This window comes from Fictibacillus sp. 26RED30, assembly GCF_015903845.1.
Classification (GTDB): Bacteria; Bacillota; Bacilli; order Bacillales; family Fictibacillaceae; genus Fictibacillus; species Fictibacillus phosphorivorans.
In genome coordinates this window covers 195,713-210,915 of sequence record NZ_JACZDV010000003.1, presented here as the reverse complement: position 1 = coordinate 210,915, position 15,203 = coordinate 195,713, and the positions used below count along the sequence as shown (strand labels likewise).

Here is a 15,203-nt window from a genome sequence, read left to right as displayed (position 1 = left end):
ATTTGGTGGAAAACCGGACCCGCTTCTTTGTGTGGTCTTTTTTTGCGTTTTTTTACTTAAATTTATATACCTCTTGACCAGCAAGGCTAGAGAACAACGAAGCAAAAACTTCATGGATTTTAAGGGGAGACCATAATGAAAAAACAGTTTGCAGTAATTGGTTTAGGACGTTTTGGAGGCAGCATCTGTCGAGAATTTGCGACGATGGGCTATGATGTTCTAGCTATAGATAAAGATATGGAAAGAGTAAATGAGTTTGCAACAATAGCTACTCAAGCTGTTCAAGCTAACTCTACGGATGAAAACGTAATGAAGTCTTTAGGAATCCGAAATTTTACACAGGTAATTGTTTCGATCGGTGAAGACATCCAAGCAAGTATCTTAACTACTTTACTTTTAAAAGAAGCAGGCGTTCAAAAAGTATGGGTAAAAGCACAGAATGACTATCATCATAAAGTGTTGGAAAAGCTAGGAGCAGACCGTATTATCCACCCAGAGCGTGATATGGCGCTTCGCGTTGCTCAACTCATATCTTCTGAAAAGATTATTGATTTTATTGAGCTATCGCATGAACACAGTATTGTTGAGATAGGTGTAACGGATAAGCTAGTGAATCGGACGCTAACAGATCTAGATGTTCGTGCACGCTATGGATGTAATATCGTCGCAATCAAACGCGGAGATGAGATACTCGTTTCACCGATTGCTGATGTATCTCTTCAATATGGGGATATACTTGTCGTGATCGGTCGTAACGAAGATCTAAATCGTTTTGAGGATGAGGAAGTGTAAGCATTGGCACTACATGTTAGAAAGCATAAACGTTTTTTGCACAACCCAATTAGATTGAACCCTCCTCAGTTTTTAGCGTTACTATTTTTATTTCTTATTTTCGTTGGGACGTGTTTGTTAAAGCTTCCTATTGCCCATGAAAAAACGTTATCGTGGGTTGATGCTTTTTTTATTGCAACTTCAGCAGCAACAGTAACAGGCTTAGCTACTGTTGATCCTGGCTCAACATTCACACTCTTTGGTGAGATCGTCATCTTGTTCTTAATCCAAGTCGGAGGACTCGGGGTCATGTCATTTGCTTCATTAGTCGTTATTATGATGGGGAGGAAAATATCCATCAAACAACGTGTTCTGATGCAAGAAGCACTCAACCAGCCTTCTATAGGCGGGGTAATCCGGTTAGTTCGAAATCTGTTTGTATTTTCAATCAGTATCCAGATTATCGCCATCTTTTTTCTATCACTAAGGCTTGTTCCAGACTTTGGTGTTAGTAAAGGAATTTACTATAGCATCTTTCATGTTATATCGGCATACAACAATGCAGGGTTCTCGTTGTGGTCTGACGGTCTAACGGGCTATGTAGGAGATCCGATGGTGAACATCGTCATATCGTTTCTGTTTATAACAGGGGGAATTGGGTTTACCGTATTGGTTGATATATGGGTGAGCCGAAGCTGGAAAAAACTTTCTCTTCATACAAGAGTGATGTTGTTGTCTACTTTGATTATTAACATTGTGGCAATCTTGTTCTTCTACTTATTTGAGTTTAATAATCCTAAGACCATTGGAATGCTTTCAGGTGCTGAGCAATTCTGGGCTTCTTATTTCCAAGGTGTAACACCGAGAACAGCAGGTTTTAACTCGATTGATATGACAGCCATAAATCCTGATACATCCTTGTTGATGATTCTTTTAATGTTTGTTGGGGCAGGAAGTACCTCTACTGGTGGAGGGATAAAGCTGACCACGTTTGTTGTTATTATTTTTACGGTTGCAGCTTTCTTAAAAGGGAAAGAAAGTACGGTTGTTATGAAGCGGACCATTCGAAATGCTGTTGTTTACAGAGCTCTTGCTATTACAACTATTTCTATTTTGTTTATCTTTGCCGCATTATTTATTATCACATATGTCCAGAAAGATGTATCATTCATGGTGATCGTGTTCGAAGTCGTTTCTGCATTTGGAACAGTTGGATTGAGTATGGGACTGACCCCAGATCTCACAGTCATCGGAAAAATTGTGATCTGTGTGGTAATGGTTTTCGGTAAATTAGGACCGCTAACACTGGCGTTCAGTCTTGCTAAACAAACAAAAGATAATATTAGGTATCCAGACGGTGAAGTGTTCACTGGATAAAGTAATGAAAGCTGATGCAAAAAGGGTGTATTCCCACATTTTGCGTCAGCTTTTTTGGTTATTTATGGGTTAATCTCTTTACTCTTGGGAATGCTAAAACGAGATTTCAATGCTGTTTCTAAGAGAGGAAGAGAATCGTCATGCAAAAAATTAAAGAAGCTTTTCTCGTTTCTCCCTTTCTTGTGTTTTTTCTTGTCCATTCTGAACAAGTAGGGGTAGGGGTGCTAGGCTATCAGCGTATCATCGCTAAATACGCTGGCTATGATTCCTGGATATCAGTCATCATAGCTGCCATTTTTGTACATGCTCTTATATGGATGATTTATTATGTGCTCGATAACGGCGATGGGGATATCGTATCAACTCATAAATCGTTGTTTGGTGGTTTGATTGGAAACTTATTTAATCTATTTTTACTTCTATATTTTCTGCTCTGGTCGATTACAGTTTTACGAACGTATATTGAAGTCATACAAGTATGGATGTTTCCCACTATAAGTACATGGAAGATCGCTGCTGTTTTCCTGATATTAACGTACTATGTGGTTTCGTCTGGTTTTCGAACGGTGGCGGGCATCTGTTTTTTAGGAGTTGTCATTCCATTAGGTTTGATCGTGTTACTCGTATACCCATTGGAATTTACTCATTTTTCTAATCTCCTGCCGGTCTTTGATGAGAATGTAAAAGACTATTTATCTGCAACGAAAAATATGATGCTGAGTTATCTTGGTTTTGAAACACTTCTTGTTTTTTATCCGTTTATTAAAAATGCAAAGCGGTCTCAAAAATTTGCGCATCATGCTAATCTTTTTACATTTATGATGTATTTGCTAGTCACTTTGTTTTCATTTGCGTTCTTTAGCGAAGAACAGTTGTCTAGAAATATATGGGCAACCCTTTCTATGGTGAAAATCGTTCAAGTTTCATTCGTGGAACGATTTGATTTTGTTTTCGTTTCGATGTGGTGTTTAGTGATTTTGCCAAATATTGCACTTGCTATCTGGTGTTCGAGCCGTGTGGCCAAGCTGATGTTGAACATCCGCCAGCATATCACACTGATCATTTTATTAGCGATCACGTTGGCTGCTTGTTATTACTTAGACACTCGTTTGAAGATCAACATGCTAAATAACTATACGAACAAGATCGGTTTTTATTTAGCCATCAGTTATATTCCACTTTTATTTATCATGACTTTTATTAAAAAACATATTAAGAAAAATAATAGAGAACAGACATCATCTACTACATGATGCACCACAATTTAAAAAACTGACTGTTAGGCTTCCTCAATCTGTTGCTCATAGGAAAGAGGGAAGTTAGCAGTCAGTTTTATTATTTTTACCTAGGCTTGAAGAAGCATAGTTAATCGAGTCTTGTGTTTTTCGCGCTGTGAATCATCTGATGTATTATGCCAATTTTGAAGAGTTTCGTTGATCAATTGCGTGACCATATGCTTTGTCCAGACTACATATGCGCCATACGTATCACCTTTAAAAAAGGAAGAAAGCATATTATTATCAGGACCGAAGAAGAAACCGAGCTGATCATGAATGAGCGTTGCCTCATTCATCGAAAAAGGCATAATTTTATCTGAAAGAGTAAATTGATATGAATTATTTTCTTTTTTAATAAATGCGATCGCGTACACCTGTCCTTCAGGGAGAAAACCTTTTGTAGTAGGCAAGAGCAGTAACGGGTTATGTCCTTTGTCATAAGCGATAAAAAAGTCATTCACATCTTCCTCGAACTGTGGAGTGCGTGACATTGAAGCAAGTGCAATTTCTTTTTGTACGTTTAACATGTAACAACCCTCATTCCGTTATATTTCTTACTATCATTCTTACCGCTAGTTTGATAGATTATACGTGTCATTTTCTTTACTATACTGCTGTGATAAGTTGTTGAAAGGGAATTGACGGACAAATTGTAAACGCATACACTAGAAGTAGTTATTAGCCGTTAGAGAAAGAGTGATTCATGCAATGGCATTATCAAATGAACGTTTGATCGGAAAGATGGCCATGTTAGGGGTATTAGATGAAAGTTATCTGCCTGAGATCGAGAAATTGGGCTGGAAGTATTGCGTAGGCAAAGCCGGTTCAATGGATTCACAAAAGGTAGTAGCTGCCATTGAAACAGCGGCCAAAAGTGAAAATATCATTCAAACTGGGATTTATCGTGAAACACATTCTTTATATCATGCCATCATGGAAGCTTTTCATGGGGTGACAAGAGGACAGGTTCAGCTTGGAACCGTTCTTAGAACTGTAGGTTTGCGTTTCATCGTTGTTCGCGGTAATCCATATGAGAAAAAAGAAGAAGGTGACTGGATAGCAGTCGCTCTCTACGGAACGATCGGAGCTCCTGTAAAAGGATTAGAGCATGAAGCGATCGGTCTAGGAATCAATCATATTTAAATAGTGCCCATAGTAACTAGTGATGAGGGGGCGTATTCGAAAGAGTTTTCTTTCGGGTGCGCTCTTTTTGTTTTTTATCTATACATTTTGAGGTTTCTTTTAATAGCTTCTTTGGAAAGTTGATTGGAGTGAAAGGTGCGAGACTCCTGCGGGATGAGTGGGACAGGTGAGACTCTTAACAGCGCAGAGCGCTAAGAGGCTCACCGCACACCCCGCGGAAAGCGAGTTCCTGTAACGGAAATCAACCACTTCGAAGAAAGAACAGAACCTTAGTAAAAGAGGGATGAAGATGATTACATTAACAGGTAATACGCTTTCGATGGAAGAGATCAAGCGGATTCTGCATGAGAATGAACCCATTGAAGCTTGCCCGGTCAGTATGAAGAAAGTGGCTGACAGCCGGAAAGCGGTTGAAGCGATTGTGGCTGAAGGTAAAGTGGTGTACGGAATCACGACTGGCTTCGGAAAGTTTAGCGATGTTTTTATTTCTAGAGATGATGTGGAGACATTGCAGATCAATCTGATCCGCAGCCATGCGTGTGGAATCGGAGAACCGTTTCCTGAGACGATCAGTCGTCTTATGCTTATTTTAAGAGCAAATGCTCTTCTAAAAGGCTTTTCGGGTATCAGGCCAATCGTAATCGAAAGGTTACTAGAATTAGTCGAGAAGAATGTTCATCCTGTTGTTCCGCAACAAGGATCGCTTGGAGCGAGTGGAGATCTTGCACCGCTTTCTCACTTAGCCCTTGTGTTAGTAGGTGAGGGAGAAGCGTACTACAAGGGAGAACGTATTTCTGGTCAGGATGCTTTAAAGAGAGCGGGAATTGAACCTGTCGTCTTAACAGCGAAAGAAGGGCTTGCCTTGATCAATGGAACGCAAGCCATGACAGCACAAGGTATTGCTGCCTATATAGAAGCGGAACGCATCGGACTCATGGCAGATGCGATTGCTGCGCTTACCACAGAAAGTTTACGAGGCATAACAGATGCGTTTGATGAAGATGTTCATCTTGCTCGAGGTTATCAAGAGCAGGTAGATGTTGCAAAGCGTTTAAGAGAATATTTAGAAGGCAGTCAGCTGACAACGAAACAAGGTGAGATCAGGGTGCAAGATGCATATTCGTTAAGATGCATCCCTCAAGTACATGGGGCCTCGTGGCAGGTTCTTGGTTATGTAAAAGAAAAGCTTGAAATCGAGATGAATGCTGCAACGGATAACCCACTGATCTTTGATGACGGAAACAAAATCATATCAGGTGGGAATTTTCATGGTCAGCCTATCGCTTTTGCAATGGACTTTCTGAAGCTCGCCGCAGCAGAATGGGCGAACATTTCAGAGCGACGGATCGAACGGATGGTCAATCCTCAGTTGAGTGACTTACCTGGTTTCTTAAGTCCGAATCCAGGGCTTGAGTCAGGTGCGATGATCATGCAATATGCTGCTGCATCGCTCGTTTCAGAAAATAAAACATTGGCGCACCCTGCAAGTGTCGATTCGATTCCTTCATCAGCTAATCAAGAAGATCATGTGAGTATGGGTACGATTGCCTCTAGACATGCGGCTCAGATCATTGCAAATGCAAGACGAGTGCTGGCCGTTGAATTAATCTGTGCGATGCAGGCTGCAGATTTCCGAGGACCTGAAAAGCTCGCACCTAAAACAAAGAAAGTATATGAACAAGGAAGAATCGTTTGTCCGACGATACAGTGTGACCGTATGTTCCACAAGGATATGGAAGCTGTTGCTTCATGGATCCTTGATACATCGTGGAATGACATCTTAATCGGATCTAAAATTCAAAAGCTAGCACATTAAAAGGAGGTATTTTGACATGTCAAACGTAAAACATTCTATATCAGCTGCAAGAGGTACGAAACTATCTGCAAAAGGATGGGTGCAAGAAGCGGCAATTCGAATGCTTATGAACAATTTAGATGGTGAAGTAGCGGAAAATCCTGATGAGCTTGTCGTTTATGGAGGAATTGGTAAAGCTGCTCGAAACTGGGACTCTTATCATAAGATCATAGAAACATTAGAACGTTTAGAGAATGACGAAACCCTTCTCGTACAATCTGGAAAGCCGGTCGCCGTATTTAAATCGCATACTGATGCTCCGCGTGTTTTACTCGCGAACTCCAACCTTGTTCCTGCATGGGCAAATTGGGAGACATTCCGTGATCTTGAAAAAAGAGGTCTGATGATGTACGGCCAAATGACTGCAGGAAGCTGGATCTATATTGGCACACAAGGCATCCTGCAAGGGACGTATGAAACATTTGCCGAAGCTGCTCGCAAACATTTTAACGGATCACTAAAAGGAACGATCACGCTAACAGCAGGTCTCGGAGGTATGGGAGGCGCACAACCTCTAGCAGTAACAATGAACGATGGCGTTGTGATCGCTATCGATGTAGACGAAACAAGGATTCAACGCCGTTTGGATACGAGATACCTAGATAAAATGACAAAGAGTTTAGATGAAGCATTAAGCATGGCGAAAGAATATGCGGCCAAAGGTGAGCCCTTATCGATTGGTCTTCTAGGGAACGCTGCTGAACTTTTACCAAAGATGATCGAGATGGGAGAGATTCCTGATCTTGTTACGGATCAGACTTCTGCACATGACCCGTTGCATGGTTACTTACCAGTAGGTTTTTCTATGGAAGAAGGAGAAGAACTTCGTAAACGTCATCCGGAACAATATATCGAAAAATCAAAGCAATCTATGGCGGTTCACGTTCAGGCTATGCTTGAGATGCAGAAGAAAGGTTCTGTCGTATTCGATTATGGGAATAACATCAGACAAGTAGCACTTGACGAAGGAGTAAAAGACGCATTCGATTTCCCAGGATTCGTACCAGCTTTTATACGCCCATTGTTCTGTGAAGGGAAAGGACCATTTAGATGGGTTGCGTTATCGGGCGATCCTGAAGATATCAGAAAAACGGATGAAGTAATTTTACGAGAGTTTAGTGATAACGAGCACCTCTGCAAATGGATCAAGATGGCTCAAGAAAAAGTACAGTTTCAAGGCCTTCCTTCCCGTATCTGTTGGTTAGGATATGGTGAACGTGCGAAGTTTGGAAAAATCATCAACGAAATGGTAGCTAGCGGAGAATTGTCAGCACCAATCGTAATCGGGCGTGATCACTTGGATTGCGGTTCAGTTGCTTCGCCTAATCGTGAAACAGAAGGAATGAAGGATGGCAGTGATGCCGTTTCGGACTGGCCGATTTTAAACGCGATGATCAATGCAGTAAACGGAGCGAGCTGGGTCTCTGTTCACCATGGTGGCGGTGTTGGGATGGGGTATTCTCTTCATGCCGGAATGGTCGTTGTAGCAGATGGAACAGAAGAAGCAGCTCGTCGTTTAGAGCGTGTATTAACAAGTGATCCTGGAATGGGAATCGTTAGACATGCTGATGCAGGTTATGACCTTGCGATTGAGACGGCAAAAGAAAAAGGCGTAGATCTGCCAATGATCGAGAAATAAAAAAGGAGTGTGACGAATGCTAGATACATTGATTTTTGCTGGACAGGTGATTGTTCCAAAAAGTAATGGAGCGGCGCTTCGAGGTACACAGATGAACGAACTCTCCATCATTGATAACGGAGCTGTTGGGATAAAAGATGGTGTAATCGCGTTTATTGGAACTGCGGAAGAAGCATCTCAGTTACAGGCAAAAGAAACGATTGAGGCAACAGGCAAACTTTTATCACCAGGCTTAGTGGACCCTCACACACACCTCGTTTTTGGGGGATCGCGTGAGCATGAACTCGCTTTGAAACAACAAGGAGTTCCTTATCTAGAAATTTTGGCTCAAGGCGGGGGAATTCATTCGACCGTTAAAGCTACGCGTGAAACATCAGAAGAAAATCTCTATGAAAAAGGAATGTTCCATTTAAACAGATGTTTAACATATGGCGTTACGACGATGGAAGCAAAGAGTGGATACGGACTGGATAAAGAGACCGAATTAAAGCAGTTGAGAGTAGCAAAAAAGCTGAATGAAACTCACCCGATCGACCTTGTTTCAACCTTTTTGGGAGCTCATGCGATTCCTGAAAATTATAAAGGAAGACCAGATGCCTTTTTAGAAGAGATGCTTTCTTTGTTGAGTGTAATCTCAAAAGAGGGTCTTGCAGAGTTTGTAGATATTTTCTGTGAAACAGGTGTCTTTACAGTAGAACAGTCTAAAGTCTTTCTTCAAAAAGCAAAAACAGCTGGATTCGGTGTGAAGATTCATGCGGATGAAATCGATCCTCTCGGTGGAACGGAGATGGCTTGTGAGATCGGTGCGGTTTCTGCTGATCACTTAGTTGGAGCAAGTGAAGAAGGGGTTCGGATGCTCGGTGAATCAGATACGACCGCAGTCCTTCTTCCTGGCACTACGTTTTATTTAGGAAAAGATCATTTCGCTCCAGCACGGGAGATGATATCAAGTGGAGCAGCTGTAGCACTTTCGACTGATTTTAATCCTGGAAGTTCACCGACAGAAAATTTACAGTTCATTATGAGTTTAGCTGCATTAAAGCTGAAGATGACGCCAGAAGAAATTTGGAACGCTGTAACGGTCAATGCCGCTTTCGCTATTGGACGCGGAGATGTTGCAGGTAGTCTAGAAATAGGAAGAAAAGCAGATCTTGCTCTGTGGGATGTACCAAACTACAAGTATATTCCGTACCACTACGGTGTTAACCACGTTAATAAAGTATGGAAGAACGGTAAGTTAGTTGTTGGAAAGGGAGATATTCATGCAAACTATACCCTTTCTACGTAAATCGGATGAGGCACCCTTTACTGACCGCGGCATTAAAAAGGCAGGTCAGCTATTAAAGCCTTGGTCAGGAGAAGAAGTGAGAGGAGTAGCGATCGCTGGAGCTCCTCTCTCTAAGACTTCTATTTCACATTCAGGTGCACATCTCACACCACAAACCATTCGTGCGATGATGCATTCGTTTTCCACATATAGCATTGAAGAAGAAAGTGATCTTTGGGATCAGAGCATTAGCGATTTTGGAGATATTGAGATGCATGTAACAGATCTCTTTATGTCACAATCCCGTATCCATTCGGTCTTAAAAGATATCGGAGCTCAGCATAGAGATGCATGTGTGATAACTCTGGGTGGTGATCATTCTGTTTCTGCAGGAGCGATCAAAGCTTTCCAAGAAACGAGGGGACGAGTTGGCATCATACAGTTTGATGCACATTTTGATCTCCGTAACACGGAGGACGGTGGTCCATCAAACGGTACGCCGTTTCGCCAACTCATTGAAAATGGTGTGATTACAGGCGACCAACTTGTTCAGATCGGTATTCGAGATTTCTCAAACGGGAAACTCTATCATGATTATGCGAAGGATCATGGTGTTACCGTGCATACGATGGCTGATGTTAAAAGAAGTGGCTTGCTTTCTTTATTACAAAAATCAGTTGACCAGTTAAAACAGACAACAGATAACATATATATTTCTCTTGATATGGATGTTTTGGATCAGGCTTTTGCACCAGGATGTCCTGCAATCGGACCAGGTGGATTAGACAGCGACTCGTTAATTGAAGGTATACAATATCTTGCACAAGAGCCATCTGTTAAAGGAATGGACATCGTAGAAATTGATCCAACCTTAGATTTCCGCAATATGACGAGCCGATTAGCGGCCTACATCATCATACAATTCACACTGTTTTATACAAAAAGAAAAGGAGGAATAAAGGATGAGTGAATTTGGAAGGTTTATAGAAATGTCCAGAAACCAAAAAGGATTGAGTAAATCAGAGCTTGCTCGAAGATTAAGTATTACTCCTCAATACATGGCTGATATTGAAAAGGGAAGGATGATTCCTTCTGAAGAAAAGATAGAAAAGCTTGTAACGACCTTGGAGTTAGACGAAAAAGAAGCGTTTAAACTCGCTGACAAACTTCCGTTACGTGTGTTAGCAGAGGCAAAACAACATTACTATAAGCAAGGGTCTTAGAATTTATTTTAATAGCACTCTTTCTATTTATTATATTCTTTTCGAAACGAAAAAACACCGCTAGCCATTTCGGCTTAGCGGTGCTTTCTCTATGAAAACTAGCTCTCTCTAGGCTGAGAGGGCTTTGGTTTTAACATTTTTTTAAGCTTAGACCAACGTAGCTCTATAAACGGCTGTGTTAGTGCGATAACGGGTTTGCTAGCTAGAAATAGAGTTACGATAACAGCTAAGAACAGAAGCATGAAGTATGCGCCGTTTTCCTCAATAGATGCAAATAAATCTGTTGTAAACAAGTATTTCAACACAAATCCATGCAACAGATAGATATATAATGTGCGTTCACCGAATTCAGTGAAGAACATTCTTCTGCGGGGCAGAAGTGCTAAAAAGCTGAAGGTCGCCGCAAACATGACACCGTACATAGCGAGTCTGACAATACCCCCATACCAATCGTTGTATCCAAGGATTTCCGAGTAAGAAGATGACGAGAGAAGCCATTCTTTTGTTCCGTTAGGAAAAATAAAATGATACGTAACAAATAGTACGACTAAGAAAGCAGCTGAGACGATTTTGGCTCTCGGACGTAAAATCTTTTTGAAGTCTCTCTTTTCAAGCAGATGTCCAAGCAAGAAAACAGGGAAGAAGACAAATGTTCGAAGGAGACTTAAAAATGTACCAATATCATGAATGTAGCCTACTGCAACTCCTATACCTATGGCAAGTACGAGCGGATACTTCATTTTCACAAAGACTTTTAAAAGTATGTTCCAGAAAACTAGACTTAATAAGAACCAAAGCGTCCAATGTGGAGAAAAGAAGTCTAGCTTAACTTCACTTTTACCATACAAATCATAATAGAAAAAGCTGTAGATTAGTTGAAATACCAAATAAGGAATCAAAACCTTTTTAAAGATTTTTGGAAGATAACCGTCACGCCAAACACCTTTTGTAAAGAATCCCGCTATCAAAATAAACGCAGGCATATGAAAGGTATATATAAAGTTGTAGATCGTGTAAAGCCACTCGTTTTGACTTTTTATCGGGGAAATAAAGTGCCCGAACACGACAAGGAAAATTAGAATAAACTTTGCGTTGTCAAAATAATAATCGCGTTCTTTTGTAGCAGTACTCATCGATATTCCTCCAATAATTATTCACCTTACAAAGTATTCGTATGAATTTCTCATTTTTTTTACTTATTCTTTATAATTCCCAACATTGCAGGTGTTTCTAACCTATAAATACAAAAAAACGTGTTTCCTATTACAGGAAACACGTTTTTCGTTAGAAATCGATCTTTATTTTGATAAACCCTGCACTTCTTAATGCTTCATAAATGATGACGATAGCGGGACCGACAATCAATCCAATAAAGCCTAGAAGCTGGAATCCGATATATAAGGAAACAAGAGCTGCTAGTGCAGATATACCAAGACTTGAACCGAGTATTTTTGGTTCGATGATTCTTCGAACAATCGTAATTACTCCGAACATGATCAGAAGTCCGAATGCAAGATGGTCATTATTGTTGATAAAGAATGAATAAGCGGCCCATGGGACAAGGAATGAACCTGTTCCGAGGATTGGAAGGATATCAACAATAACGATCAAAAGAGCGAGAATCACAGCATACTCGACATCTAAAATCATAAGTCCGATCAATGCCAATGCATATGTAACAAAACTTAAGATGATCTGAGCACGAAAAAATCCTACCGTTGCTCTAGATAATTGACTAAAGACCAGTTCAACTTTTTCACGGGCTGCCGTTGTAAACAGGTTAAGAAACTCAGCATACAAACGCGGAAGATCCAATGAAAACAAGAAAACGGCTACTACATAGATAATAAAGTAGATCAACAATCCAGGTATGGCTGTGATCAGCCCTAAGATACCAGATGTTAAGTTCTTTGCTGTTTCAACGCCATAATCCTTTAAACCTACTAATCCCTCTTCAAGTGTTCTTACCACTTCAGGAGGTAAGCTAGCATAAAAGTTTTCCATTTCATAAAATGTATTCTCTGCCACTTCGAACAGATGAACGGAATAAGATGGTAGAACAGTGATAAACTCGATAACCTGAATAATGAGCGTTGTCGTAAGCCAGTAAGAGAAAATACCAAGTCCCGCAAGATACAAGATAAAAGTAGCAGTGACGGCCAATAATCGTCTGCCTTTAAATAGTCTAATAAACAATTTCACTACTGGTTCTAGCATTATAGCAGTTAGCAATGCGAGAAGGAGAGGTATACTGTAAAAGACAAAGATGACGATTCCGGCAAGCAAAATGAGTAATAAGATTAAGTTTTTTACAGTCATTTTCCAGCCCCGATCTCCGTAATTTTAGCCGGTCAGCAAATTTTTCGTTACTATCCATTATGACCGGAAAAAAAGATGTTAATTCTTCATATATACACAATGATGTTACGATAATGTGAAAATGTCAATCACAGAAACTGAAGTTTTCAAAAATCTTCTTATTTTCTCAATTCCCTTTTTAATGCAAGTATCGCATTCAACTGTCCACCCGTGATTAAGATCATGGCAGAGAGATAGAACCACACCATTAAAGTTAATAATGCGCCTAAATTTCCATATATCTGACCGTAGTCAAAAATAAGTACATAGGAAGAAAATGAGTAAGAAAATAGATGCCAGCCTGCTGTTGAAAAAATAGCTCCAGGCCACACGTTTCTGAACGTTAATCTTACATTTGGCGCAAAACGATAGAGAGCTGAGAAAATGGAGAGGAGCACAGAGAAACCTATCAGGTAGCGTGCTGTTTCCCAAATGTGCCAGACGGGATGAGAAAATCCTGTACGTTCAAATATGTAAATCCCAATGTTTCGACCAAAGACCGGCAGTAAAAGGGCAGTAATAACTGCGATCACAAGGCCGAATGTAAGGAACATGCCTAAAATGAGTTCTTTAATAAAAGGTCGGCTCTCCTCAACTTGGTAGGCTTGGTTGAAGACACGGATGATTGCGTGCGTTCCGATTGTTGCTAACCATATCATAATAATTAATGAAACAGATAATACATCTCCTCTATGCTCGTCCAATACAGCGACTAGATTATACTCTAGTAAAGCATATGCTTCTTCTGGTGCAATAGACTGAAAAAGTGATAGTACATAAGAAGAAGATATAGGCAGGAAGCTGAGTATAGTAAAAATGAGAAAAACAAAAGGAAAAAGAGAAACTAGGAAGTAATAAGCAAGCTGTGCAGAAAGATCGAATACTTTATCTTGAAAGAAACGATGAAACCACTGCTTCATAAACCAATGCACGAGGACACCCCCAATAAATGGATCTTATTAATCTATCCTGCATTATTCCCTTAATAAAAAAAAAGAACGCTTTTTTGAAACAAAACGTTCACTCAATCGTATCAGTGATGTGAAGTTACAGTCTAATTGCTGTTAAAACATACTACCTGAGTCTTTGTGAGCAACGATGGCAACTACAAACAACAATTAAAGGAGAGGTTACTGGTGTAGGTTGAGGCTGAATGAAAGGAAAACAGCAAGGATGAATGTCTCGACAAAATAATGGAACGCCACAAAAGTTTACACAGGATTGGCATCTAGGCTTACATCTGCATGAACATGAACGCATAATAAACACCCCCTTTGCTATTATTATATGTAGAAGTGGATAAGCCTGGCAGGGCATAAAGTGTGCGTAATTACTCATTTTTTTATTTTTCTTTAATGAAATTATTATTCTGCTTTCATTGACTATATGGATATGATTAAACAGATGTTTAACAGAGAGGATTTTTTGAATGGATTTTTTAACACCAGATTTTTGGTCGGCCTTATTGGCGATCGTTGTTATCGACTTAGTATTAGCTGGTGATAACGCAATTGTAATCGGCTTGGCAGCTAGAAACTTGCCGAAGGAAAATCAGAAGAAAGTAATCATCTGGGGAACAGTAGGGGCAATTGTAATCCGTGCAGCTGCAACGCTTGCAGTTGTATGGCTCCTGAAGATTCCAGGCTTGCTGCTTGCAGGTGGACTAATTCTTGTCGTTATCGCTTATAAGTTGATGATCGAAGAGAAAGATCATGATATTGAAGCACAAAATAATGTTTGGGCAGCGATTAGAACAATCATTATTGCAGACGCGGTAATGGGTCTTGATAACGTTCTTGCCGTTGCAGGTGCTGCACATGGTGATTTCTTACTGGTGGTAATCGGTTTACTGATTTCAGTGCCGATTGTTGTTTGGGGAAGCACATTGTTCCTAAAGGTCATTGATAAATACCCGTTCATCATTACAATTGGAGCAGGTGTTCTTGCATGGACGGCTTCTAAGATGATCGTAGGAGAAAAATTCATGGCTCCTTATTTCGAGAATGGATTTGTCAAATATGGCTTTGAAGTTCTTGTTGTTCTTCTTGTTCTAGGATTAGGAACACTTAAGAAAAGAAAAATAGCTGAAGACAGAGCATCTGAAAAGACGCTCGTTAGAAAAGAAGCTTAAGAAAACCGCCTCGTGCGGTTTTTTTTGTACTTGTATTTGTAAAACTCTGTGTGAATTTAGGTGAAAAGTACTTCTTTTTAAAGTTTTTAAGTTAAAAATGATTCTTTTGTACCTGTTTAGACCTATTTCTTAAATCATTTATAACTAGATGACGATATGTAG

Annotated in this window: 14 protein-coding genes; 10 read left to right on the top strand and 4 right to left on the bottom strand. The window is 40.2% G+C overall.

Annotated elements, in window-relative coordinates; all coding sequences use genetic code 11:
• Positions 1–135 precede the first annotated feature (135 nt).
• The 3 genes from IHV11_RS16950 (at position 136) to IHV11_RS16940 (ending at position 3,401) form a co-directional block, all read left to right on the top strand.
• A complete protein-coding gene (locus tag IHV11_RS16950; protein WP_144702694.1) occupies positions 136–792 on the top strand; it encodes a potassium channel family protein in 657 nt (218 codons plus the stop codon).
• Between the two features lie 3 nt (positions 793–795).
• Positions 796–2,148 (top strand): TrkH family potassium uptake protein, encoded by a 1,353-nt coding sequence (locus IHV11_RS16945; RefSeq protein WP_231620381.1) that lies wholly within the window; start codon positions 796–798, stop codon positions 2,146–2,148.
• Positions 2,149–2,288: 140 nt separating this feature from the next.
• Positions 2,289–3,401 carry a GerAB/ArcD/ProY family transporter gene (locus tag IHV11_RS16940; RefSeq protein ID WP_197195626.1) on the top strand — a complete coding sequence of 371 codons (1,113 nt, stop codon included), beginning with the start codon at positions 2,289–2,291 and terminating at the stop codon, positions 3,399–3,401.
• Between the two features lie 92 nt (positions 3,402–3,493).
• Here IHV11_RS16940 and IHV11_RS16935 read toward each other — a convergent pair whose 3' ends face one another.
• The gene (locus IHV11_RS16935; protein WP_197190770.1) at positions 3,494–3,952 is read right to left on the bottom strand and encodes a hypothetical protein; all 459 of its coding nucleotides are present in this window, start codon (positions 3,950–3,952) and stop codon (positions 3,494–3,496) included.
• Positions 3,953–4,133: 181 nt separating this feature from the next.
• Here IHV11_RS16935 and hutP point away from each other — a divergent pair, with 181 nt between their 5' ends.
• The 6 genes from hutP (at position 4,134) to IHV11_RS16905 (ending at position 10,552) form a co-directional block, all read left to right on the top strand.
• A complete protein-coding gene (hutP, locus tag IHV11_RS16930; protein WP_066391539.1) occupies positions 4,134–4,568 on the top strand; it encodes a hut operon transcriptional regulator HutP in 435 nt (144 codons plus the stop codon).
• A 289-nt stretch (positions 4,569–4,857) separates the two neighbouring features.
• Positions 4,858–6,384, top strand: coding sequence for a histidine ammonia-lyase (gene hutH, locus IHV11_RS16925; RefSeq protein WP_197126942.1), 1,527 nt, complete (start codon positions 4,858–4,860; stop codon positions 6,382–6,384).
• A 16-nt stretch (positions 6,385–6,400) separates the two neighbouring features.
• On the top strand, positions 6,401–8,062 hold the full coding sequence (hutU, locus tag IHV11_RS16920; protein WP_197195625.1) for a urocanate hydratase: 1,662 nt from the start codon (positions 6,401–6,403) through the stop codon (positions 8,060–8,062).
• 16 nt (positions 8,063–8,078) lie between these two features.
• Positions 8,079–9,350 carry an imidazolonepropionase gene (gene hutI / locus IHV11_RS16915; RefSeq protein ID WP_197195624.1) on the top strand — a complete coding sequence of 424 codons (1,272 nt, stop codon included), beginning with the start codon at positions 8,079–8,081 and terminating at the stop codon, positions 9,348–9,350.
• Complete coding sequence (gene hutG, locus IHV11_RS16910) at positions 9,325–10,299, top strand: formimidoylglutamase (RefSeq protein ID WP_197195623.1); 975 nt, start codon at positions 9,325–9,327, stop codon at positions 10,297–10,299. Before hutI ends, hutG begins: the two co-directional genes overlap by 26 nt.
• Entirely contained in the window at positions 10,292–10,552 is a 261-nt protein-coding gene (locus IHV11_RS16905; RefSeq protein WP_197126946.1) for a helix-turn-helix domain-containing protein, read from the top strand. Before hutG ends, IHV11_RS16905 begins: the two co-directional genes overlap by 8 nt.
• A 98-nt stretch (positions 10,553–10,650) precedes the next feature.
• Here IHV11_RS16905 and IHV11_RS16900 read toward each other — a convergent pair whose 3' ends face one another.
• The 3 genes from IHV11_RS16900 to IHV11_RS16890 all read right to left on the bottom strand — a co-directional run bounded on the left by IHV11_RS16900 (position 10,651) and on the right by IHV11_RS16890 (position 13,842).
• A complete protein-coding gene (locus tag IHV11_RS16900; RefSeq protein ID WP_197195622.1) occupies positions 10,651–11,685 on the bottom strand; it encodes an acyltransferase family protein in 1,035 nt (344 codons plus the stop codon).
• Positions 11,686–11,836: 151 nt separating this feature from the next.
• Entirely contained in the window at positions 11,837–12,871 is a 1,035-nt protein-coding gene (ytvI, locus tag IHV11_RS16895) for a sporulation integral membrane protein YtvI (protein ID WP_197195621.1), read from the bottom strand.
• A gap of 158 nt (positions 12,872–13,029) precedes the next feature.
• Positions 13,030–13,842, bottom strand: a complete 813-nt coding sequence (locus IHV11_RS16890) for a YihY/virulence factor BrkB family protein (RefSeq protein ID WP_197195620.1) — start codon at positions 13,840–13,842, stop codon at positions 13,030–13,032.
• 497 nt (positions 13,843–14,339) lie between these two features.
• On the opposite strand from IHV11_RS16890, the gene IHV11_RS16885 reads away from it, so the two are divergent.
• Positions 14,340–15,041: a TerC family protein gene (locus tag IHV11_RS16885; protein ID WP_197195619.1), complete on the top strand. Its 702-nt coding sequence runs from the start codon at positions 14,340–14,342 to the stop codon at positions 15,039–15,041.
• Positions 15,042–15,203 lie beyond the last annotated feature (162 nt).

What these genes read in the sequence shown, in the direction of transcription:
- IHV11_RS16950 (WP_144702694.1), top strand. Translation starts at nt 136, where the DNA reads ATGAAAAAACAGTTTGCAGTAATTGGTTTAGGACGTTTTGGAGGCAGC.
- IHV11_RS16940 (WP_197195626.1), top strand. Translation starts at nt 2,289, where the DNA reads ATGCAAAAAATTAAAGAAGCTTTTCTCGTTTCTCCCTTTCTTGTGTTT.
- IHV11_RS16935 (WP_197190770.1), bottom strand. Translation starts at nt 3,952, where the DNA reads ATGTTAAACGTACAAAAAGAAATTGCACTTGCTTCAATGTCACGCACT.
- hutP (WP_066391539.1), top strand. Translation starts at nt 4,134, where the DNA reads ATGGCATTATCAAATGAACGTTTGATCGGAAAGATGGCCATGTTAGGG.
- hutH (WP_197126942.1), top strand. Translation starts at nt 4,858, where the DNA reads ATGATTACATTAACAGGTAATACGCTTTCGATGGAAGAGATCAAGCGG.
- hutU (WP_197195625.1), top strand. Translation starts at nt 6,401, where the DNA reads ATGTCAAACGTAAAACATTCTATATCAGCTGCAAGAGGTACGAAACTA.
- hutI (WP_197195624.1), top strand. Translation starts at nt 8,079, where the DNA reads ATGCTAGATACATTGATTTTTGCTGGACAGGTGATTGTTCCAAAAAGT.
- hutG (WP_197195623.1), top strand. Translation starts at nt 9,325, where the DNA reads ATGCAAACTATACCCTTTCTACGTAAATCGGATGAGGCACCCTTTACT.
- IHV11_RS16905 (WP_197126946.1), top strand. Translation starts at nt 10,292, where the DNA reads ATGAGTGAATTTGGAAGGTTTATAGAAATGTCCAGAAACCAAAAAGGA.
- IHV11_RS16900 (WP_197195622.1), bottom strand. Translation starts at nt 11,685, where the DNA reads ATGAGTACTGCTACAAAAGAACGCGATTATTATTTTGACAACGCAAAG.
- ytvI (WP_197195621.1), bottom strand. Translation starts at nt 12,871, where the DNA reads ATGACTGTAAAAAACTTAATCTTATTACTCATTTTGCTTGCCGGAATC.
- IHV11_RS16885 (WP_197195619.1), top strand. Translation starts at nt 14,340, where the DNA reads ATGGATTTTTTAACACCAGATTTTTGGTCGGCCTTATTGGCGATCGTT.